24 protein-coding genes are annotated in these 20,109 nt (G+C 45.6%); 13 read left to right on the forward strand and 11 right to left on the reverse strand.

The genetic code is table 11. From position 1 onward, the window contains the following. Nucleotides 1-150: 150 nt before the first annotated feature. Genes rpsP through rplS form a run of 4 tightly spaced genes read left to right on the forward strand, consistent with a single transcriptional unit; the run spans nt 151 to nt 2,172 of the window. Nucleotides 151-420, forward strand: a complete 270-nt coding sequence (gene rpsP / locus Q0C11_RS05740) for a 30S ribosomal protein S16 (RefSeq protein WP_293006532.1) — start codon at nt 151-153, stop codon at nt 418-420. 24 nt (nt 421-444) lie between these two features. Next, on the forward strand, nt 445-948 hold the full coding sequence (gene rimM, locus Q0C11_RS05745) for a ribosome maturation factor RimM (RefSeq protein ID WP_293006533.1): 504 nt from the start codon (nt 445-447) through the stop codon (nt 946-948). A 10-nt stretch (nt 949-958) separates the two neighbouring features. Continuing rightward, nucleotides 959-1,753 carry a tRNA (guanosine(37)-N1)-methyltransferase TrmD gene (gene trmD / locus Q0C11_RS05750; RefSeq protein WP_293006534.1) on the forward strand — a complete coding sequence of 265 codons (795 nt, stop codon included), beginning with the start codon at nt 959-961 and terminating at the stop codon, nt 1,751-1,753. Beyond that, nucleotides 1,750-2,172 carry a 50S ribosomal protein L19 gene (rplS, locus tag Q0C11_RS05755; protein WP_293006535.1) on the forward strand — a complete coding sequence of 141 codons (423 nt, stop codon included), beginning with the start codon at nt 1,750-1,752 and terminating at the stop codon, nt 2,170-2,172. The genes trmD and rplS overlap by 4 nt, the downstream gene beginning before the upstream one ends. 91 nt (nt 2,173-2,263) lie before the next feature. Here rplS and Q0C11_RS05760 read toward each other — a convergent pair whose 3' ends face one another. The 9 genes from Q0C11_RS05760 to Q0C11_RS05800 all read right to left on the reverse strand — a co-directional run bounded on the left by Q0C11_RS05760 (nt 2,264) and on the right by Q0C11_RS05800 (nt 9,754). Next, the gene (locus Q0C11_RS05760; protein WP_293006536.1) at nt 2,264-2,608 is read right to left on the reverse strand and encodes an arsenate reductase family protein; all 345 of its coding nucleotides are present in this window, start codon (nt 2,606-2,608) and stop codon (nt 2,264-2,266) included. 63 nt (nt 2,609-2,671) lie between these two features. Beyond that, a complete protein-coding gene (locus tag Q0C11_RS05765) occupies nt 2,672-3,187 on the reverse strand; it encodes an invasion associated locus B family protein (protein WP_293006538.1) in 516 nt (171 codons plus the stop codon). A 101-nt stretch (nt 3,188-3,288) separates the two neighbouring features. After that, nucleotides 3,289-3,543: a DUF2024 family protein gene (locus Q0C11_RS05770; protein ID WP_292920340.1), complete on the reverse strand. Its 255-nt coding sequence runs from the start codon at nt 3,541-3,543 to the stop codon at nt 3,289-3,291. A gap of 167 nt (nt 3,544-3,710) precedes the next feature. Further along, the gene (locus Q0C11_RS05775; protein WP_293006540.1) at nt 3,711-4,394 is read right to left on the reverse strand and encodes an O-methyltransferase; all 684 of its coding nucleotides are present in this window, start codon (nt 4,392-4,394) and stop codon (nt 3,711-3,713) included. A gap of 28 nt (nt 4,395-4,422) precedes the next feature. Then, a complete protein-coding gene (locus Q0C11_RS05780; RefSeq protein ID WP_293006542.1) occupies nt 4,423-5,421 on the reverse strand; it encodes a class I SAM-dependent methyltransferase in 999 nt (332 codons plus the stop codon). After that, nucleotides 5,405-6,694 (reverse strand): O-antigen ligase family protein, encoded by a 1,290-nt coding sequence (locus Q0C11_RS05785; protein ID WP_293006544.1) that lies wholly within the window; start codon nt 6,692-6,694, stop codon nt 5,405-5,407. Before Q0C11_RS05785 ends, Q0C11_RS05780 begins: the two co-directional genes overlap by 17 nt. After that, complete coding sequence (locus Q0C11_RS05790; protein ID WP_293006546.1) at nt 6,616-7,644, reverse strand: glycosyltransferase; 1,029 nt, start codon at nt 7,642-7,644, stop codon at nt 6,616-6,618. Before Q0C11_RS05790 ends, Q0C11_RS05785 begins: the two co-directional genes overlap by 79 nt. A 21-nt stretch (nt 7,645-7,665) precedes the next feature. Next, the gene (locus Q0C11_RS05795) at nt 7,666-8,421 is read right to left on the reverse strand and encodes an FkbM family methyltransferase (RefSeq protein WP_293006547.1); all 756 of its coding nucleotides are present in this window, start codon (nt 8,419-8,421) and stop codon (nt 7,666-7,668) included. A 67-nt stretch (nt 8,422-8,488) separates the two neighbouring features. Beyond that, nucleotides 8,489-9,754 carry a hypothetical protein gene (locus Q0C11_RS05800; protein ID WP_293006549.1) on the reverse strand — a complete coding sequence of 422 codons (1,266 nt, stop codon included), beginning with the start codon at nt 9,752-9,754 and terminating at the stop codon, nt 8,489-8,491. Between the two features lie 261 nt (nt 9,755-10,015). Between Q0C11_RS05800 and Q0C11_RS05805 the strand changes: the two genes are divergently transcribed. The 9 genes from Q0C11_RS05805 to Q0C11_RS05845 all read left to right on the forward strand — a co-directional run bounded on the left by Q0C11_RS05805 (nt 10,016) and on the right by Q0C11_RS05845 (nt 18,452). Next, nucleotides 10,016-10,768: a 3-deoxy-manno-octulosonate cytidylyltransferase gene (locus Q0C11_RS05805; RefSeq protein ID WP_293006550.1), complete on the forward strand. Its 753-nt coding sequence runs from the start codon at nt 10,016-10,018 to the stop codon at nt 10,766-10,768. An 8-nt stretch (nt 10,769-10,776) separates the two neighbouring features. Beyond that, the gene (locus Q0C11_RS05810; RefSeq protein ID WP_293006552.1) at nt 10,777-11,547 is read left to right on the forward strand and encodes an aldolase/citrate lyase family protein; all 771 of its coding nucleotides are present in this window, start codon (nt 10,777-10,779) and stop codon (nt 11,545-11,547) included. Continuing rightward, the gene (locus Q0C11_RS05815) at nt 11,544-12,476 is read left to right on the forward strand and encodes a phosphoglycerate dehydrogenase (RefSeq protein ID WP_293006554.1); all 933 of its coding nucleotides are present in this window, start codon (nt 11,544-11,546) and stop codon (nt 12,474-12,476) included. The genes Q0C11_RS05810 and Q0C11_RS05815 overlap by 4 nt, the downstream gene beginning before the upstream one ends. Then, a complete protein-coding gene (locus Q0C11_RS05820) occupies nt 12,473-13,411 on the forward strand; it encodes an NAD(P)-dependent oxidoreductase (protein WP_293006556.1) in 939 nt (312 codons plus the stop codon). Before Q0C11_RS05815 ends, Q0C11_RS05820 begins: the two co-directional genes overlap by 4 nt. A gap of 2 nt (nt 13,412-13,413) precedes the next feature. Continuing rightward, nucleotides 13,414-14,067 carry an HAD family hydrolase gene (locus Q0C11_RS05825; RefSeq protein WP_293006558.1) on the forward strand — a complete coding sequence of 218 codons (654 nt, stop codon included), beginning with the start codon at nt 13,414-13,416 and terminating at the stop codon, nt 14,065-14,067. Continuing rightward, on the forward strand, nt 14,064-14,750 hold the full coding sequence (gene pgl, locus Q0C11_RS05830; RefSeq protein WP_293006559.1) for a 6-phosphogluconolactonase: 687 nt from the start codon (nt 14,064-14,066) through the stop codon (nt 14,748-14,750). Before Q0C11_RS05825 ends, pgl begins: the two co-directional genes overlap by 4 nt. A 604-nt stretch (nt 14,751-15,354) precedes the next feature. Continuing rightward, a complete protein-coding gene (gene argJ, locus Q0C11_RS05835; protein ID WP_293006560.1) occupies nt 15,355-16,578 on the forward strand; it encodes a bifunctional glutamate N-acetyltransferase/amino-acid acetyltransferase ArgJ in 1,224 nt (407 codons plus the stop codon). Between the two features lie 21 nt (nt 16,579-16,599). Further along, nucleotides 16,600-17,481 (forward strand): ATP-binding protein, encoded by an 882-nt coding sequence (locus tag Q0C11_RS05840; protein WP_293006562.1) that lies wholly within the window; start codon nt 16,600-16,602, stop codon nt 17,479-17,481. Then, nucleotides 17,478-18,452, forward strand: coding sequence for a Nudix family hydrolase (locus Q0C11_RS05845; RefSeq protein WP_293006564.1), 975 nt, complete (start codon nt 17,478-17,480; stop codon nt 18,450-18,452). Before Q0C11_RS05840 ends, Q0C11_RS05845 begins: the two co-directional genes overlap by 4 nt. Before the next feature lie 4 nt (nt 18,453-18,456). Here the strand turns inward: Q0C11_RS05845 and Q0C11_RS05850 are convergent, their stop codons facing one another. Further along, on the reverse strand, nt 18,457-19,578 hold the full coding sequence (locus Q0C11_RS05850; protein ID WP_293006566.1) for a DUF484 family protein: 1,122 nt from the start codon (nt 19,576-19,578) through the stop codon (nt 18,457-18,459). 11 nt (nt 19,579-19,589) lie between these two features. Further along, on the reverse strand, nt 19,590-19,766 hold the full coding sequence (locus Q0C11_RS05855) for a DNA gyrase inhibitor YacG (RefSeq protein ID WP_293006568.1): 177 nt from the start codon (nt 19,764-19,766) through the stop codon (nt 19,590-19,592). Nucleotides 19,767-20,109 lie beyond the last annotated feature (343 nt).

Raw genomic sequence — 20,109 nt, forward strand, 5'->3', positions numbered from 1 at the left:
TAAGTATGATTATTTAATCACTTGTCACGTTCATTAAATTTAATGTAAAATTGAATGTTATCTAGTTGCTCAAGCACGTCGCTCTTCTGAGCTAAAAATTAACATTAATTAATCCAACAGTTTAGTTATAGTATAGGCAAACATCAAATTATGGTCATTATAAGATTAGCGCGGGGTGGTGCGAAAAAGCGCCCTTTTTTTAACATGGTTGTAGCAAATTCACAATATGCTCGCGATGGACGATTCATAGAACGTGTCGGTTTTTACAATCCAAGAGCGACCGGTGGCGAAGAAGCTCTTCGAGTTCAATTGGAACGAGTTGCTTACTGGCAATCCCAGGGGGCGCAATTATCATCAACTGTGTCTCGACTAATCAAACAATTTTCAACTAAAAAAGAAGCCCCGGCAAACGGCAGCTAAACCAAAATTGTACGAATGATAGTAATGGGTCATATCATCGGCTCATATGGAATTTATGGCTGGATAAAAATCAGTCCCTATACAGAGCACTTAGATGGATTGATGGAATATTCACAATGGTGGTTAGGTAACGAAAATACCGAATGGCAAAAAGTGCATGTGATTAATGGCCGTATCCACGGCACCACTTTGCTAGCAAAGTTAAAAGAATATGCTGACCGCACGCAAGCAACCAAACTCAAAGGAACACAAATTGCAATCCCTCGCGATTGGCTACCTGATTTACCTGAGAATGGAGCTGACGGTTATTACTGGGCTGATTTAGTTAATGCCAAGGTCATTAATTTAAAAGGAGAGGAACTAGGCACAGTTGCCGGTTTATTCGAAACAGGTGCAAACGATGTTTTGCGCATAACAGGAACAGACAAAGAAAAAGAAGAAATTCTTATACCCTGTATTTCGCAGTATGTTGTGAAAGTCGATTTGAAACATGCTCAGATCATAGTTGACTGGAATTGGGATTATTAAGGCACGAGCCATGCCATTTGAATTCGATGTCATCACATTGTTTCCGGAAATGTTCGATGCCATTACACAACATGGCGTAACAGGTAAAGCAAGCAGAAACGGAATTTTCAATCTCAGCACGTGGAATCCGCGAAACTTTACTCATGATCATTATCGCACAGTAGATGATAGTTCCTACGGTGGTGGGCCTGGAATGGTCATGATGGTTCAACCCTTAGACGACGCCATTATTCAGGCGCGGAAAAGACAGAATGCATTAGGCATTAATAAACCCACAGTTGCCTACCTAACACCCCAAGGAAGTCGGCTTGATCATGAAATGGTCACACAACTGGGCAAACTGGCAGGTTTAGTATTACTCTGCGGGCGCTATGAAGGTATCGATGAACGTTTGATCAACCGTCAGGTAGATGTAGAAATATCTATTGGTGATTATGTTGTTTCTGGTGGAGAGTTGGCCGCAATGGTATTGATAGATTGTATTGCAAGACATATTCCAGGAACACTAGGTGATCCGGAATCTGCAAACCAAGACTCATTCGTGGAGGGATTGCTAGATTATCCACACTATACTCGCCCAGAAATTTACAAGGGCCACCATGTACCCGAAATACTAATGTCAGGCAATCATGCAAAGATCCATCGCTGGCGTTTTCAGCAAGCGCTTGGTAGAACATGGTTAAAAAGGCCCGATTTATTTAATTTAAAATTTGCCCATGGGTTAACAGTAGAAGAAGAAAAGCTTTTAGAAGAATTTAAACAGTCCTGCAAATCCAGGCAATCGGTCAATAGGAGAAAAACATGAACTTGATTGAGCAATTAGAAGCAGAAGAAATGAAACGCCTGAACAAAGACTTACCCGACTTCTCCCCTGGAGATACCATTACTGTCAATGTCAATGTTGTCGAAGGAGAGCGTAAGCGTGTACAGGCCTATGAAGGTGTTGTGATAGCCAAAAGAAATCGCGGACTGAATTCGGCATTCACTGTTCGTAAAATTTCAAGCGGAGAGGGTGTAGAACGTACTTTTCAAACCTATTCCCCACTGATCGCAAGCATTGAAGTTAAACGCCGAGGCGCAGTTTGCCGTGCAAAACTTTATTACCTCAGGGATCGTGCTGGCAAATCAGCCCGTATTCGCGAGAAACTACCTGCTCGTGCTGGTAGTAACAAAAACCTAAAACAACCCGCACAACCAGAACCAGCCTCAATCACAACAGAGTAAATACGGGCATATAGTCGGCCAATAATTAATCCGTACATTACGTTACATCAATGTACGGTGATTGAAATTAAAGACCAAGTCTACAAGTTTATTATTTAAGAAAATCCATAACAGTTTCTGGTGGACGGCATAGCTTTGCTCTGTTGCCACTGACTACAATGGGACGTTGAATCAGATCCGGGTTTTCCACCATCGCCTTAATAATTTCATCATCGGATGCGGCGCTTAAATTATGTGCAGCCGGCTCGTCCTTGCGAAGGATATCACGCACTGGCAAATTAAGTTTTTGAATCAATTCTCGCAGCTTCCCCACCGTTAAGGGTGTTTCATAATAATTAATTGACTCAAATTCCTCACCACTCTCCTTAAGCAGAGATAATGTCGCTCTACATTTACTGCAAGTAGGCTTTTGATAGATAACGATCTTATCGGTCATACCGTTTCCTTGTCATAACTGGGCAATAGAAGACATAAGTCTAGAAATGTTGCATTCCTTATTTCATTTCACGCCGCACTCAGCTGAAATTGCTTTATGGGCTGCAGTTGAGCCACTGAGTCCAAATGTATCTGTTGTTGCGGTACCTCGCGCAGATGCTCCTTTAACCACCAGTGAGTTTCCTCGCTTGATTGCATCCGTGATCTTATTGTCAGTAGCTTCGTCTGAGCCCCACGCTGAATCATCCTGAGTAAAAAGACGAAAATTCTGATTATTCACAATAACTGTCGCGTCACTTCCTGGTTTATAGGAATAGCCAGCAATAAAACTGAAAACATTTTTACTTTTCTCAGCTGGACGATGCGTAATCAGAGCAAAAACATCACCACGTTTGGTGTAATTTCCCTCTGATTTTTTAGGTTGACTCACCATATAACAAACTTTGCTATCGCTTTCCATAAACGTATAAGCCGTCCAGTCACCATGCTGGCCAATAAGTTTCGGCTCCGCAGCTTGAACCGAATTGCATAAGATAAAAATAGCGCCAATAGTTACTAATCTGGTAAATTTATGCTTCATTTTAGAAACCTTGAAAATTATAGTCATTACAGTTTTGATTAATCGGAGTCAAAAAACAAGAAGCATTTTCACTCCAACCTGCTAATCATAAAATAAAATCATTAACAACCTTCCATCTTGTAAATATAAAAACCATTCTGGCTGATTTCATCCATAACATTAGCAGGCGCACTTTGACTGTGGCAGAAACTACATTCCTTACTGGTAATAACTGCATCGCCTTCACCAATTGATGTAAGCCATTGTTTTGCATACTCGACAGCTTTTTGGTCATCCTTCACCGCAGTAAATACATCAAAGTGCATCGTATGACCATCTTTCGCTTTAACATAAGTATCGTAAACATGTATTTGCATATTATTTTCCTTGAAAACAGATTATTTAGAACTAAAGACATGCAGCGACCCCCATCCAACACGACCCGCTACCTATATAATAACTATACCAATTAATCGATTAAACCGCCATGAGAAATGCACAACGATTCAATCCTGACAGGATCAGGTCATTGCATAAAAAAACATTATTTCTTTCTCGCGACCAATACTCCGTCCCGAATTGGATTAATAAACACATCAAAATCCGGGTCATTAAAAATTAGCCGATTATGTTCGACTATCGCCGCCGTCGACACATCGATCTCCTCCTGATAATTCTTCATTGCCACCCGTCCATGCCATAAAACATTATCCGCAATGTATAGACCGCCAGAACGTATCCTATGCTTGGCTATTTGCCATATTTCTGGGTAAGCGCTTTTATCGACATCGTTATAGCAAATATCAAACAAGCCATCAGTCTGTTCAAAAACATCTTGTGCCAGATTCACATGAAATTCTATACGTTGCCATAACTCTGCAGCAGAAAGATATTTTTCTGCGCGATTACGATTTGCTGCATCTAAATCGCTACATATCACACGGCCATCATGCCCAATTGCCTTTGCGAACCAATAAGCCGAATAACCAAAACCGCTGCCGAATTCAAATATTTTTTTAGCATTGATCATACTCGCCTGAGTTTTAAGAAAAATACCGACCAGACGATTCACAATCGGAAAATTCTCTTGCCGCGCAAGCTCTTCCATTTCAAAAAGAACCGGGTGATCTGTGCGTATAACTAAGTTACGCATATATGCTTCAATAGCAGGATTAACCGGGATTAATCCGTCTGAATCATCAATACCTGCCGATCGAAAATCATCCATACCCTGTCCACTCAGTTAAAAGAATCAGTCACTTTCTCGTAGAGATCAACACACACTCCTCACCGGAGTCCCGATTAAATAAAAAAATAATTCGCGCCACAAGTTGAAACCAGAACCCTCTCAAAACATCACGCACAGTAATATGATGCCGCCCTTCTGTTGTATCGTTCACAAAAGATGTACTTGCCTGACCAATGCCAAAAGCACCTACCATTGTCGTCCATGAGCGCAAAGAATTGAATTCGGCTTTCTGTGCAAGCTGGCACAATGTTTTACGAGAAAATAAATGTAAGTGTCTGGGTGGCTCAAGTCCACGCCACCCCGTACCAAACCTGCGGTGACCATAGCTCGCCACATTCGGCGTCAGGACAACCAGTACGCCATCTTTTTTAAGTAGGCGATAACACGTCTTTAGCAAAGCCAGAGGATCATGTACATGTTCAATCACATGGCTCAAAATAACAGCATCATAACCTTCGGTTACATCCAAGCTTTCAAGCATCCCTAAATGCACGGAGATACCTCTTTCTTCACGGACATAACTGGCTGCTACCGGATCAACCTCCTGCCCCACAACATCCCAACCCAATGCTTGCATTCGCGCCAATCGTTTACCGTTACCACAACCAACCTCCAATAGCCAACCCGGCAAGGTCTGATCCAAATACATACACTTATAGCGCTTGCGCTCTTTTCGCAACCCCAGCAGATAGATACTCAGACTATGCAAAACTACGCGAATAATACGCGCCATCCGTGTTTGCTGCATATAATTTGATGAGGCATGCGTATAATAATTTTGGTACGCTTTCCCGATCTCACTTAACGTAGGTCTTGGATCAAGCCAAACCAAACCGCAATCAGTCTCTCTGCATGCTTTAAAACTCCATTCTCCATGAGTGCCAAAAAGATAATCACTACAGTGACGATACAATATTTTCCCAGGCTTTCCACACAAATAGCAATCTGACGTTGCTTCAGTGCCGATCAGATTTTGCCGCAGCGAATTCTTAACTGTCTCGTTCACGTTCATTCCAGTTCATAGCTATCGCAGTAATTATCAACAACAAAATCGGTGTTCTGCTAAAAATAATAAAAGTCTCCGTAAACCCAGCTAGAAAGATAAAACTTACTAAGCCCGCACCGAGTAAATTCAAATTGCTCCTATGAAATGCTTGGTACCAGCTCCATAATAGAAACCCCAAGGTCAGCATACCTGGAATACCGACATGCATGCCAATTTCAATCCAATCATTATGGTAATGCACAGTTTCCTGGAATTCCGGCAAATCCTTATATAGGCCATTCCTGTACGTCACAATGGTCTTTTCGAAATATTTCTCGGGTGCGCCTGTACCAAAACCTGACAAAGGACGCTCTGCAATGCCATGTAGACCAACATCCCACATTGCAAGGCGATAGCCTAAACTGGAACTGTGATTTCCTTGCTGTAATAATTCGATATCACTTTTTATCTGCATCAATCTAACCTGAAATGCAGGACTACTATAAGCAAAAGCAACTCCGACTATCAGCATTAAAAGCAAGATACTAAAAAACTTTCTCATTTCTATTTTGTAACGCAAAAAGATTATCAGTAATATGCTAATTAAGGTTACTAACAAAAACATTCTTCCATTCTGATGAAATTGAATGAAAAGTAAAGTCAAAGCGCCCATCACAAACAATATCTGCAGTTTGATCGATGGATTCATGCAAGCAATTCCACTGGTTACAATTGCGCCAATCCCAAGCATTGCCGAAAAACTCAAATAAGACATTCCCAGCAATGGAATGCCTTGAGCATCAATGTCAAGCCACTGATAAACTCCAACCGCGAGAACACATAAATAACTAGCAATCAAGCTACCCAACGCCCACGGCAGGCGCTCTTTGTTCATCAGGGAACAAAAGGGAATAAAAATTAGGAGCGCAAAATACTTTAACCATTTCATTCGTGCATTTTGTGGCCATTCACTCCATAGCAACCCTAGCAACAATAGCGCACACAAAAGTAGTAATGCTTGCACCAGCGGCACTTTGAACATTTGATTCAGACGACATGCACCACCGTCCATAAGCCATGCAACTATCAGCAGTGGAGAAGAAATAAGCATCCACTCGCTGCGCCAGAATCCTACGCAAAAAAAGACCAATGCAAACCGAATGAACCAATCCCGTCTTGTATTATTCGTTGGCATAGAACCGATAGACTGAGACTCTAGAGTGACGCGGCGTTCCATTCGCGCACTTCTAAGCGGCGCAACAGAACAAACAATTTCAATAAAGTGCGTGTCCATACAGGAACAGCTGGAAGCAACCACACCGCAGTGATACGCTTATCTTCTCGCGACCAACCACGTAACATTAATTTCACCACCACACTCAGGTTAATTTTGCTGTTGCGCATTTGCAGACAGGATAGCACTGGCAATCGCGCGGGCGTTAACCAATGGAGTCGCCCACCTTGCCACATCACTTGCTCAAGCGAATCTACCAATTCTAAAGGCAGATCGGCCAATGTATAAGCACCCGAAACAACCAGAATATTTTGCCGTGCGAGTGGATAGCGCGAAAAATATAACGCACGATTGCGCTGCACTAATTCCTGATATGCTTTTCCGCGCCCGAATGACACACCGATTTCATGACGAACCACTGCATCCGGATGCACCCCCATGCGCCACCCTTGCTTCATCAACCGCCGCCCTAGATCAGTGTCTTCATAGTAGCCCCGACCAAATTGCACATCAAATCCGCCCATCGCTTGAAAAACAGCACGACGGATCAAAAAAGCGTAGCCTCTAAATCGATAGGTGGCAATATAACCGCCTGGTTGACGCAAGTAATGGTCAGCCTTTGCACTTGGAATATCTCCTTCAGCTGGACTAATAACCGCCAATTTTTGGTCAACAGTAATCGCTGCACAAAGTAGAGGCAAGAAATTTCCCAGAACTTCGATATCTGAATTGAGTACCAGTATCCAATCAGCATCAGAACGCGCAGCGGCATCATTCACTGATCTTCCATACCCCTGATTGTCCGGCGCATGAAAAACCTTGACTTGTGGATGCGAGAGGCCATCCAGCATGGCACGAGTTTCTGGTTCCGAAGCATCGTCCTGGACATAAACCGTTCGAATGGATAAACCCAGATGCGCCACCACAGAATCAATGCACCGTTTGCTAAATTCCGGTGCATTATAGACAGGAATCACTACATCAATTGTGGGAGTCGGGAACGTACTCATTACCCAAGAAAAAACAACAGATCAAATCCTGCCGAAGATCAAATAGGTTTCACCCCAGTTCCTGGATGGTCTTCGAGTCACTTCCAGACCGGCTTGTCTCATAATCGCAATGGCCTTATCCTGCTCGACATCGGTTCCCAATTCGATAATCACTGATTTCAACGCGGGGTTTCCCAGAACGGTGGACGCGCCTTCCAGAATAGGAATTTCTATCCCATCGACATCAATTTTTATATAATTAGGACATGGAAATCCCCATTTCCCGCACAAATCATCCAATGTCACACCAAACATTCCTTGAATGTGCGTCGCTGATATTTTCATATTCTCCAGATTCTCATGTCCGAATTGAGACCGATTCCCCCCCGGAATGAATTTAGGAATATACAACTTGGAAAACTCACTGCGACCCGATACCGCAACGCAGTAGGATAAAATATGACTCCCTAAATTATTCAAGTAAATATTTTTATTGAGCGCATAGTAGTTATTGCTCTGTGGCTCAAAAGAAAATATCTGCACAGCGTTGCCATATTTTTTCGCCGGATACAATGAATATTGACCAATATTAGCGCCAATATCAAAATAGCACGAGCCCGGTTCAAAGCTATCCAGCCAATCCAACGTATCAGGTTCTTTCTTCGAATACGTTTTGGCTCGATTGAGCGTACGCAAGTGATCAACCGAAATCAGAATCCGTTGATCCCGCACTCGCACATCGGTATAGCCACCCTTCAGTTTATAGGCTGCCACGATCAACTCGTTAAAAATATCCATAGCTCGAATCTTATCTCTCATGGATTAACGATCAGCATGATCCCTGCACGACATCTAGTGTCACGACTCAGCTCGCTAGTCGCTCAAGCAAAGACACATAACGGGGTAATACATTGGCGTCCGGATAGTCCAGCATTTCTTTTAAAAAGCGTTGCCGATGCTCTTCCACATAAAAGGAATCAAATCCGTTAGCAAGAAAATTATTAATTTTCTCGTACACATCGTCGCGGCATTTCAATTCCGTCTCCGGCATGTAATAAGCCACAGCGGAACGGGCTGCAATCAAATAATCAGCAGCCAGAACCGGCTTTTTTGTCCTGACCGCTTCAAATACCACGGAAGTGGCCAAATCAATGATGACATCAGCCCAGTTCATCAAATGCACCGAATGCGCGCCATCACCAGCAACAGTTACATTCGGTAGCTTCTTGATCGAGCTGTCTTTGGTCAGTGACTGCTTCCATCCGCTACGCGTATGTGGTTTGATGATCAACTCGACATCGGGAAACCCAGCCAGCATATGCACCACTTCGCCCACTTCTTCCCAGAATGTGGTGAAATTGGCTTTGCGTAGAAACATGACTATCTTAAGCTTACTATTCGATCGGGTAAGTGGTGAAGGCGGCATCAATCCGGATAATACATTGAGCCATGCCTCGCAATAACGGGGCGAACCTAACACGGCAAGCTGGCTTTCTGTCATAAACGGACGAAAACGCACGGCACATAGTTCATTAGGAACCACCACCTTGTCAAATATCGTAGCCGCCGAGAATGTTGCATCCGGCTCAGCCCTGCGCTCGCCACGGCGAATCAATTGGCTGGCATGCGGGCTATCGCCATGCGGCAGCGATACAGTTCCCAGTCCACGTTCTTTGGCCATGGCAATAACAACCTCCACCCATTCTATGCAAATTACCGAATTACGCTCAACCCAATCAAAAGCTATCACACCCTTGCCTTCACTACCAAAACAACGATCCAACAAAAATCCCGCAGTATGCCGCCATAATGGGTCGCGTTTTTTCTCGTCAATCCGTTCCGCCAATTTTTCCGCCAACCTACCAATTACTTTGATACGCCGAACATTGCGCGTCAGCATCAGCATCTGCAAACGCCATTTCCAATAATCCATCCACGAAAACAGCTCGTTCATATGCGCCACACGCACACCTTGCAACTGACTCAAATACTTGACGCGAAAATCACGCCGGAATTGCGTTGATCCAATCAGCACCACATCACACTGATGCCCTGATTCAATCCATTGATAAACAATCGGAGTAACATGATCGATATCATTATAGTGTCGAAGAAAAAAAAGCGCTTTCATAACCGTGATGAAAAAATATTCAGAACAAGGTGCATTTTAGGCCTTTTTCCTGTTTAAACAGATGACTCGATAAAGCGCGCCATTTTACTCTCGCAACTTCCCAATTACCAGTAACATGTCCGCGCCTGTGAAAAAACCACAACACGTAAGAAAGTATTTAAATTTTCGAATAACTATTGCCCAGGAAATAAAAAAAACCGGATAATCAATACATCATCTTTGGCCGTACCTTTATAACTCCAACCAATCACACAAAATTTCATGAAAACAATTGCAGTCATTCCCGCCCGCATGGGCTCATCACGTTTTCCCGGAAAACCTATCGCACAAATCCTGGGTCGCTCGATGATTGAGCACATTTACAAACGTGTAGCCATGAGTAAATCACTCGACGCCACTTACATTGCAACCTGTGACGAAGAAATTCGCCAAGTCGCTGAAAGCTTTGGCGCTCCGGTCATCATGACTGCCGACACGCACGAACGCGCCAGCGATCGAGTCGCCGAAGCAGTCATCCAAATCCCCGATGCAGACTTGATCGTAATGGTACAAGGCGACGAACCGATGACGCATCCGGACATGATCGATACCGCTGTTGCGCCCTTTAGAAATGATCCAGAATTAGGCTGCGTGAATCTGGTACGCAAAATCGATCACGAACCTGATTATCATGATTTCAACACCATCAAAGTTGTCATGAATCAACAAAACAATGCGCTCTACATGTCACGCCGCCCGATCCCATCGCTTGCTAAAACCGGTTTCGCCGACACGGCCGCGTACAAGCAAGTATGCATTATCCCTTTCCGCCGCGAAACGCTGTTTCAATACACCCGCCTGACGCCCACGCCATTGGAGCAATTGGAATCGATCGATATGTTGCGTCTGCTCGAATATGGGCTGCAGGTTAAAATGGTACCGACCGAATTCAACACCCAAGCGGTCGATACCCCGGCGGATCTGCTGCGCGTCGAAAAACTAATGCAAGCAGACCCTCTGCTCGTCCGCTACTAGGAATCACTATGTCGTTAAAAGCAAAATTGAATCGCTCTGAATTGACCATCGGCTCCTGGGTCACACTGGGGCATCCCTCTATTGCCGAAATCATGGCAGCTGCCGGATTTGACTGGCTGGTGCTGGACATGGAACATAGTGTGTTGGAGCTCAGCGAAGTGCAATCGCTCATCCAGGTGCTGGACGGCAAACAATGCCCCGCTATCGTGCGCCTGACATCTAATCATCCCGATCAGATCAAACGTGTTATGGATGCTGGCGCCACTGGCATCATGGTGCCAATGATCAAGTGTGCCGCGGATGCCAAAGCCGCTGTCGATGGCGTATATTACCCGCCCCGCGGACAGCGCGGTGTCGGCCTGGCACGCGCGCAAGGCTACGGCCACAGTTTTCAGGCTTACCGCCAATGGTTGGAAGATAATGCGGTGATTGTCGTGATGATTGAACATGTCGACGCTGTCAGATCCATCGATAGCATCCTAGAGGTTCCCGGCATCGATGCATATATTATTGGTCCGTACGATTTATCCGGCTCCATGGGGCGTCCCGGCGATCTCGACCATCCCGATGTACAGGCAGCGATCGCGCAGGTGCTAGAAGCAGGTCGCCGCGCCAACAAACCTGGCGGCATTCATGTTATCGAACCCGATCCGCAAGCGCTGCAACAACGCATTCAAACAGGTTTTAATTTTCTTGGATATGGATTGGATATCCGTATTCTGGATTCAATTTGCCGCACCCATTTACATAACATTCGCGAAACACTGAAAACATCATGAATACATTGATTATTTCCACCTCATCGTTTGACATCGATAACAACCCGCCGCTGCAGCAATTGCTGCAAAAGGGTATCCGCATCATCACCAATCCACACCGCCGCAAGCTGACTGAAGACGAAATTATCGAATTACTGAAAGATGGCTCGATTGGCATGATCGCAGGCATCGAGCCCCTAACCGAACGAGTCTTTCAAACCGCACCCAGCCTGAAAGTCATCTCACGCTGCGGTGCCGGTTTGGATAGCGTCGATCTGACTGCGGCCAAGAATCGCGGCATCGCTGTCCTGAATACGCCAGAAGCCCCTGCGCAGGCGGTTGCGGAACTGACATTAGGATACATTTTAAATCTACTGCGACAGATCAGCGCAATTGATCAGGCCGTGCGCAAAGGCGAATGGCCACGCACGCAAGGCCGCTTGCTAGCAGCACAAACCGTCGGCATCATCGGTCTGGGACATATAGGCCGCCGGGTTGCACGCTTGTGTCAAGCATTTGAAGCCACGGTTGTCGCACATGATCCGTATGCCGCACAAGTGCCTGATGGCGTCACGTTGCTGCCGCTGGAGCAGTTGCTGACAAATGCCGACATTATCACCTTGCACCTACCCTACTCACCCACCACGCATCATTTGCTGAATACCCAGGCGTTTGCAGCGATGAAACCAGAAGCCATTGTCATCAACGCAGCACGCGGCGGATTAGTCGACGAAAGCGCATTGGCGGATGCACTCAAATCCGGAAAAGTCAGTGCGGCCGCACTGGATGTTTTTGAGCATGAGCCTTACCAAGGAGCATTGCTTGAATTGAATAACATCATCGTGACATCGCATGTCGGTTCCCTGGCTAGAGAGTCACGGCGACTCATGGAAATCGAAGCAGCGGAAAATTTACTGCAAGGATTAATCAAAACAGGTGTAATTCAATGACAGCAATTTCGAATGAAAAAGTAATCGTGTTTGGCGCCAGCGGTTTTTTAGGTAGTCATGTCGCCGACGCATTATCCGCTGCAGGTTATCAAGTGCGGCTATTCGATCGCAATCCTTCGCCGTTTCTTAAAAGCAACCAGGAAATGATCGTTGGCGATATCATGGATCTCGACCAAGTGATCGAAGCCGCCAAGGAAACTTCGATCGTGTATAACTTCGCCGCTATTGCCGATATCGACGAAGCGCACGACAAACCCATTCCCACCGCAACGATTAACGTGCTGGGCAACATGCATGTGCTCGAAGCCGCCCGTATCGCCGGTGCGCGCCGTTTTGTATTTGCCAGCAGCGTCTATGTTTATTCCGAATCCGGCTCTTTTTATCGTGCTAGCAAGCAAGCCGCAGAGCGTTTCACCGAAACCTATCACGAGCGCTACGGCCTGGATTACAACATCCTGCGTTATGGCTCACTGTATGGCCGACGCGCCGACAGACGCAACGGCATTTATCGCATGCTGCACGAAGCAGTCGAACAGCACTCGATCACCTACAAAGGTAGCGGCGATGCAATGCGCGAGTACATCCATGTCGAGGATGCAGCGCGCATGAGCGTGCAAGTGCTGGCGCCAGAATTCGCCAATCGACACCTGATTCTGACCGGCCAGGAAAAATTGCGCATTCGAGACGTGATGACAATGATTACGGAAATGTTGCCGTGGCCAGTGGAATTGCATTTCGATGAAGCCAATACCGTGCATCACTATAAAATCACACCGTATGCATTTCAACCGAGAATTGGCCGAAAATTGGTTTTGAATGAACATGTTGACCTGGGCCAAGGCATGCTCGACTGCCTGCGCGAAATTCACCAGGATTTGCATCATAACGATGAAAACGACGACGCCACTCCAACCACCTCGGATAACCGCGCATAACCATGAAAAACTTTGACTGGCAGGCGATCATTTTTGATTTTGACGGTGTCGTGGTGGAATCTGGAAAAATCAAAACGCAGGCATTCGCGGAATTGTACCAGCCGCACGGTGAGGACATCGTCGCAAAAGTTGTGCAATTTCACAACCAAAACGGCGGCATGTCCCGCTACCACAAATTCCGACACTTTCAACAACACTATCTCAACAAACCGCCGTTGACCGAAGTGGAAGTAAAACAGCTGGATATCCGTTTCTCCGAATTGGTCGTCGAAGCAGTCATCGCGGCTGATCCGGTACCCGGTGCACTCGAACTGATTCGCCAGCAAGCCGAAAGAATCCCATTGTTTGTCGCCTCCGGCACGCCGGACTCAGAGCTCAAGATCATTGTCGAACGCCGCGGCCTCACGCCCTACTTCAAAGCAGTGCATGGTGCTCCAGCACTGAAAAAGAATATCATCGCAGATTTTTTATCGACCTATGGCCTGAAAGCCGAATCCGTGTTGATGATCGGCGACGCGATTGCGGATTTGGAGGGCGCACAAGCCAACAATACCGCATTCCTTGGGCGCGTTTTTCCAGGCGATCCAAATCCTTTTCCGGCTCATATTAAAATTATCCCCGATTTACGCGGGTTAGTCGATTCAACTAGCCCATGATGATGCAAAGACATGCCTACCCGGATATCGAATCGTTAAGCCAAGGCTTTGCCGATTTTGCCGCAACCACGTTAAAAAATACGCTAGCTCGAAAACCCCAAGCCACCCTAGTTGTTCCCGGCGGCAACACCCCCCGCCATTACCTGCCAGCTTTGGCAAAATGTCAGCTACCCTGGGATCGAATTACCGTGACGCTGTCAGATGAGCGCTGGGTTGATGTCAGCGATGAACAATCGAACGAACATCTGGCAAGAAAGTATTTGATGGCATATCTCCCGGCAGATACGCCTTTCGTTGGTCTCAAGACTCAGCACAAAGACCCTTTTGATGCCGTCGAAGCAATTCACCAACGACTGGATCATCTGCCGCTGCCATTAAGCCTGACCGTATTAGGTTTGGGTGAAGATGGACATATTGCTTCGCTGTTTCCTGGCATGAATCCTGATTTACTGTCTACACATCACTGTGCAGCCATTGCACCACCGATTGCGCCGTCGCTGCGTGTCAGTCTTTCATTGGAGATGCTGGCGAAAAGTGAGCAGATTACATTGGTGGTTACGGGAAAAAACAAGCGTCAATTGCTGGATCAGTTGCATGATCACTTAAATTCAACATTACCAGTTACTTGGCTTATACAACGTACCAGATCACCACTCACAGTTTTTGAAACTAATGACATGTAAAATTGAAATAATTATTACTTGCCCACGATAAACATTGCTCGATGTTTTTTTAGGGGTGACTCGATAGTGTTTCTTTATTTTTATTTCCGACTTAACTCACATTAGTAGTTGAGCCCAATAATTGTCTACAGTCGATTGACTCCTTTCGTAGGTAAACCCACTCCTGGAAGTCTTGTCTTGGAAGCAATTTTTCAAAATCAAATATATGCCCCAGAACCCGTCGACTGTAGATTCCTCTCTAATATCGCTCACACCGAAAATCAGCTCAAATTTTCAGCTAAGTATATTGATACAATAATCAGAGCTGTTATCACGCCGAATATCACTGCAACATTGATACTCATTTTTTTAATTGTTTCGGAATCATCTGTCTTTTCTAATGTACTCATATCCCTGTTCACTCCTCTATTTATGTAAGCGTAGAAATTATGAACCGAATCAGGATTAACTACTTTGATATAGATCAACATAATGCTAGTTATAGGCCGCAATGACTCTAGCCTGATCACGCTATGAATGATCACTAGAATTTGCATGGAATTCCTGAAAAACCCATCCAGATACGGTAGCATAGCGGCATTCCAATAACTGTAAAAACTAAACTATGCCTGTCAATATTCCTCCATTAGCGCCCGAACAACTTTTGCCCGTTTCGGGCGTAACGCTTGGTATTACGCAAGCCGGCATCAAAAAATCTAATCGCAAGGATTTGCTGGTTCTGGTGCTAGATGAAGGCACGAAAGTTGCCGGGGTGTTTACGCAGAATCGTTTTTGCGCCGCGCCGGTGGTCGTGGCAAAACAGCATCTGGCGCAATCGGTACGTGCATTGGTGGTGAATACCGGCAATGCCAATGCCGGAACGGGCGAAGCAGGTATCTTACATGCTCAGATGACCTGTGCGGAATTGGCCATGTTGCTGGGTCTTGCGCCGCAACAGGTATTGCCGTTTTCAACCGGTGTAATTATGGAGCCATTGCCGGTGGATCGAATCGTACAGGGATTGCCTGCTGCGGTAGAAAATTGCAAAGCGGATAATTGGTTTGATGCTGCACACGCAATCATGACCACGGACATCGTACCGAAAGCGGCATCAACGCAGGTGCAGGTTAAAGGCAAGACCTTGACGATAACCGGAATTTCCAAAGGCTCCGGCATGATCCATCCGAATATGGCGACGATGCTGGGTTTTATCGCGACCGATGCGGCGATCAGCCAGGCGATGCTGCAAAAGTTGGTGCAACATGCTGCGGATCGCTCGTTTAACCGCATTACTGTGGATGGCGACACCTCGACCAACGATGCGTTTATCGTCATGGCGACCGGCAAGGCGAAACACAAAGAAATTGTTAATCCGCACACCGAGGAGTTCTGCCAATTGCAGGACGCGGTCACTGTTGTTGCCGCGGAATTGGCACAAATGATCGTGCGCGACGGCGAAGGCGCAACCAAATTCATCACCGTGCAAGTTGAAGAGGGTAAGAGCAAGGATGAATGTGCTAGGGTGGCTTACGCAATTGCGCATTCGCCGCTGGTAAAAACCGCATTTTTCGCTTCTGATCCGAATTTAGGCAGGATTTTAGCGGCGATTGGGTATGCCGGCATCGATGATTTGGATGTGGATGGCATTCAACTCTATCTGGATGACGTGCTGGTGGCGGAAAAAGGCGGCCGAGCAAAGAATTACCGTGAAGAAGATGGCCAACGCGTGATGAATCAGGCTGAAATCACTATCCGCGTTGCTCTTAATCGTGGCAGGGCTTCCACGACAGTATGGACCTGTGATTTTTCATACGACTATGTCAAGATTAATGCAAGTTATCGTAGCTGATGGTCTATGGAATAAATAATTATGAGTAATTTGGATAAGCTTTATAAACGGGCGAGCAAGCTATTAGATCGTTTGGAGCTGATAATGCCTGTGACCCAATCAGAACCAGATTGGCAAGCATCGGTGGCTTTTCACTGGCGCAAGCAGGGAAATGTCGGATTTATTCAGCCGGTGATTCATCCGCATCGGATTACACTCGATGCGCTATGTGGAATTGACGATCAGAAACAGCTCATTGATCAGAACACACGGCAATTTGTACAAGGATTTTCGGCGAATAATGTACTACTCACGGGTGCGCGAGGTACGGGAAAATCATCGCTGATTAAAGCACTGCTAACGCAGTATGCGCAGGAAGGCTTGCGTTTGATCGAGGTGGAGAAGCATCACCTGATTGATTTACATGAAATTGTAGAAAAGATTTATCAACGCCCGGAGCGCTTTATTCTATTTTGCGATGATTTATCGTTTGAAACCGACGAGCCGGGTTATAAAGCGCTCAAAGTAGTACTGGACGGTTCGATTGCCACGGTCTCCGATAATGTGTTGGTCTATGCGACATCGAATCGTCGTCACATGGTGCCGGAGTTTATGCGCGATAACCTGGATACACGGCATATCGGCGAAGAAGTGCATCCGAGCGAGGCCGTTGAAGAGAAAATCTCATTGTCGGAACGCTTTGGTCTATGGCTGTCTTTTTATCCATTCGGCCAGGATCAGTATTTGAAAATTGTGCGCTATTGGCTGATCTATTTTGGCATCAACAATATGACCCCACTGACGCGTACCGAAGCTTTACAATGGGCATTGCAGCGCGGCTCGCGTAGCGGGCGCGTGGCTTGGCAATTTGCACGGGATTTGGCCGGCAGAAAAAAATCCGCTAGCATCAACCGGAACCTATGAACCACTTCGCAGCGCCCAGTTCTGAATTAACGCCCATCGTTGAAGTCGTCGCGGCTGTAATTCTACAGCCGGATGGCCAGTTCTTGCTAGCGCAGAGACCTGAGGGTAAAGTGTATTCGGGCTATTGGGAATTTCCCGGGGGCAAAGTTGAGCCTGACGAATCCTTATTACACGCGCTGGAGCGTGAGCTATGGGAAGAATTAGGCATCCACGTTAGCTATGCTCAGCCTTGGATATCACGGATTTTCACCTATGCGCATGCGACTGTGCGGCTGCATTTTTTCCGCGTGGTGGAATGGGAAGGCAAGCTGATGCCAAGGGAAATGCAAGCTGTAGCCTGGCAGATGTCACACCAAATTTCGGTTTCTCCTATCTTGCCGGCGAATGACCCAATTTTGCAGGCACTGTTGTTACCATCGTTTTATGCCATCACGCACGCAAACCAAATCGGGATCGAATTAACATTGCAACAAATTGATCATGCATTGCAAGGAGGCTTACGCTTACTGCAAATACGCGAGAAACAGATGGAGAGAAATAAACTGCGGGAATTTGCCGGAAAAGTGCTTGCGCTTGCACGCCCTTATCAAGCAAAAGTCCTGATTAATAGCGATACAGAATTGGCACGCGAGACAGGTGCTGATGGCGTACATTTCACTTCATCGCAACTAATGACGATGTCATCTCGTCCTGGTCCGGAATATGGATTGTGCGGCGCATCGTGTCATAATGCCGAAGAACTCTTTACAGCCGAGCAATTAGGGCTTGATTTCGTTGTATTGGGGCCGATTCAATCTACCCTAAGCCACCCGGAATTGCCGCCATTAGGTTGGCGAAAATTTGCTGCAATGATTCGCGGCTATTCATTGCCGGTTTATGCATTGGGTGGGATGAGTTCGGGAGATTTGGTCATCGCGCAGGAAATGGGTGCGCAGGGTATTGCCATGATGCGTGGCATCGTACAATCATAATTTTCTATAGAATGGGATTGGTATAAACAGCCACTTGATTTCTTCCGCCTTCTTTAGCTTCGTATAAGGCCTTATCCGCTCTATCAAGTAAGGCTGTGCAAATAAAATCGGCGTCATGTTGTAGTGAGATTGATAGGTCCCGCAAACTGGCCATCCCGATGGATACCGAGACATTGAGTTGTTTGTCATGAAGAATAATTGCTGAAGAATAAATTGCTTTGCGCAACCGTTCAGCAATTTCGTGTGCAGCATGCAAGGTTGTTGAAGGCAGCGCCACGACGAACTCTTCCCCGCCATAGCGAGCTACGATGTCGCACGATCTTACCTGCTCCTTAATCAGATTCACCATGTGCCGGAGTACCGAATCACCCGTTTGGTGACCATAGTTATCGTTGACTTTCTTAAAATGATCGACATCGAGAAACATACAGATCAAATCATCGTCCCAGCGAACACATCGGGCAATTTCATCTTTAAAACGCAGATCAAAATAACGACGGTTATAGGCTTGCGTTAACACGTCTTGATAACTGATTTCTTTGATTCTCTGCTGGTTGAGGCAGTTTTCTATTGCAACCGCAGTCATGGCGGAAAGTTTTTGTAGAAAAAGGGTGCCAATGCCCTTTTGGTATCGATGTGGGTCTTGGCTTAACAGCATCATTGCGCCAATCACCTGGTTACTGCGAAGCAGCGGAAAAAAGGCTGCACTTTTAACTTGATCTCTACACTTTAAGTCATTAATCATCCATCGATATCTCGTCAGAGCCTCTGCTCCTAATAGTGGGATTACGGTGAGCGATTGAATCAGTTCAACATCTTTTATAGCATCAAGAATCAATAATTTATTTGCCAAACCCAAACGTGCTTCTTCGTCATGCTCAAAAAATAACCGATCGGCGTCTTTTTGATGATCCACAAGACACAGCACCATATCCAGCAGTTGGAAACGCGCAACACTCCGCGATAGCAGCAAATCGCGCAACTGCTTAGGGTTGCTGGCGCCAATGATTTCAAAACCGAAGGTCTCGTATAATTCCTGTTTTTTTTCATTGGCTCTGGCCTGCTTAATGAAATGATCCAACTTACGCTGCAACTCACGATTCTTATCATAAACCGAATCATTCATTCTCTATAGGCTCAGTTATTTTCTTCTTCCTGATTGATCATAGGCTCTGGAATTCGATAGGACTCTTGAGCCCACTGCGACAAATCTGCTGTTTTACACCGCTCGGAACAAAATGGCCGGAAACGGTTAGTAACTTCCCAAATCACTTTCCTTCCACATTGTGGACAGTTAACTTTGCGCTGCTGCATAAAAGAAAATCCTCATACCGATAGTATACGATTAAGTAATCACCCTGTTTTGACGAAGAAAAGTTAAATTATTTTTTTCAAGCTATTCTCACTTCGAAATTGAATACTAAGTAAAAACTCCAAGTAATATTTAACTGTGTATTTTACAAAAATTTTACATAAGTTAGATTAAACTTTTCTGATTGCCACTTAAATACTTATATCCTGGCTACTCAATAAGAATGGAGGCCTTTGCAAAATTCAACAAACTATCAAATTCATTACAATTTCTGATTTTTTGTGCGTATCGCGATATTTTTTAGTAATTTCTTTGCTGAAATCACGCGAACAATCACTTTCATTG

It is taken from the genome of Nitrosomonas sp. (genome assembly GCF_022842015.1).
In the GTDB taxonomy this organism is placed as follows: domain Bacteria; phylum Pseudomonadota; class Gammaproteobacteria; order Burkholderiales; family Nitrosomonadaceae; genus Nitrosomonas.

What these genes read in the sequence shown, in the direction of transcription:
- rpsP (WP_293006532.1), top strand. Translation starts at nt 151, where the DNA reads ATGGTCATTATAAGATTAGCGCGGGGTGGTGCGAAAAAGCGCCCTTTT.
- rimM (WP_293006533.1), top strand. Translation starts at nt 445, where the DNA reads ATGGGTCATATCATCGGCTCATATGGAATTTATGGCTGGATAAAAATC.
- trmD (WP_293006534.1), top strand. Translation starts at nt 959, where the DNA reads ATGCCATTTGAATTCGATGTCATCACATTGTTTCCGGAAATGTTCGAT.
- rplS (WP_293006535.1), top strand. Translation starts at nt 1,750, where the DNA reads ATGAACTTGATTGAGCAATTAGAAGCAGAAGAAATGAAACGCCTGAAC.
- Q0C11_RS05760 (WP_293006536.1), bottom strand. Translation starts at nt 2,608, where the DNA reads ATGACCGATAAGATCGTTATCTATCAAAAGCCTACTTGCAGTAAATGT.
- Q0C11_RS05765 (WP_293006538.1), bottom strand. Translation starts at nt 3,187, where the DNA reads ATGAAGCATAAATTTACCAGATTAGTAACTATTGGCGCTATTTTTATC.
- Q0C11_RS05770 (WP_292920340.1), bottom strand. Translation starts at nt 3,543, where the DNA reads ATGCAAATACATGTTTACGATACTTATGTTAAAGCGAAAGATGGTCAT.
- Q0C11_RS05775 (WP_293006540.1), bottom strand. Translation starts at nt 4,394, where the DNA reads ATGGATGATTTTCGATCGGCAGGTATTGATGATTCAGACGGATTAATC.
- Q0C11_RS05785 (WP_293006544.1), bottom strand. Translation starts at nt 6,694, where the DNA reads ATGGACACGCACTTTATTGAAATTGTTTGTTCTGTTGCGCCGCTTAGA.
- Q0C11_RS05790 (WP_293006546.1), bottom strand. Translation starts at nt 7,644, where the DNA reads ATGAGTACGTTCCCGACTCCCACAATTGATGTAGTGATTCCTGTCTAT.
- Q0C11_RS05795 (WP_293006547.1), bottom strand. Translation starts at nt 8,421, where the DNA reads ATGGATATTTTTAACGAGTTGATCGTGGCAGCCTATAAACTGAAGGGT.
- Q0C11_RS05800 (WP_293006549.1), bottom strand. Translation starts at nt 9,754, where the DNA reads ATGAAAGCGCTTTTTTTTCTTCGACACTATAATGATATCGATCATGTT.
- Q0C11_RS05805 (WP_293006550.1), top strand. Translation starts at nt 10,016, where the DNA reads ATGAAAACAATTGCAGTCATTCCCGCCCGCATGGGCTCATCACGTTTT.
- Q0C11_RS05810 (WP_293006552.1), top strand. Translation starts at nt 10,777, where the DNA reads ATGTCGTTAAAAGCAAAATTGAATCGCTCTGAATTGACCATCGGCTCC.
- Q0C11_RS05815 (WP_293006554.1), top strand. Translation starts at nt 11,544, where the DNA reads ATGAATACATTGATTATTTCCACCTCATCGTTTGACATCGATAACAAC.
- Q0C11_RS05820 (WP_293006556.1), top strand. Translation starts at nt 12,473, where the DNA reads ATGACAGCAATTTCGAATGAAAAAGTAATCGTGTTTGGCGCCAGCGGT.
- Q0C11_RS05825 (WP_293006558.1), top strand. Translation starts at nt 13,414, where the DNA reads ATGAAAAACTTTGACTGGCAGGCGATCATTTTTGATTTTGACGGTGTC.
- pgl (WP_293006559.1), top strand. Translation starts at nt 14,064, where the DNA reads ATGATGATGCAAAGACATGCCTACCCGGATATCGAATCGTTAAGCCAA.
- argJ (WP_293006560.1), top strand. Translation starts at nt 15,355, where the DNA reads ATGCCTGTCAATATTCCTCCATTAGCGCCCGAACAACTTTTGCCCGTT.
- Q0C11_RS05840 (WP_293006562.1), top strand. Translation starts at nt 16,600, where the DNA reads ATGAGTAATTTGGATAAGCTTTATAAACGGGCGAGCAAGCTATTAGAT.
- Q0C11_RS05845 (WP_293006564.1), top strand. Translation starts at nt 17,478, where the DNA reads ATGAACCACTTCGCAGCGCCCAGTTCTGAATTAACGCCCATCGTTGAA.
- Q0C11_RS05850 (WP_293006566.1), bottom strand. Translation starts at nt 19,578, where the DNA reads ATGAATGATTCGGTTTATGATAAGAATCGTGAGTTGCAGCGTAAGTTG.
- Q0C11_RS05855 (WP_293006568.1), bottom strand. Translation starts at nt 19,766, where the DNA reads ATGCAGCAGCGCAAAGTTAACTGTCCACAATGTGGAAGGAAAGTGATT.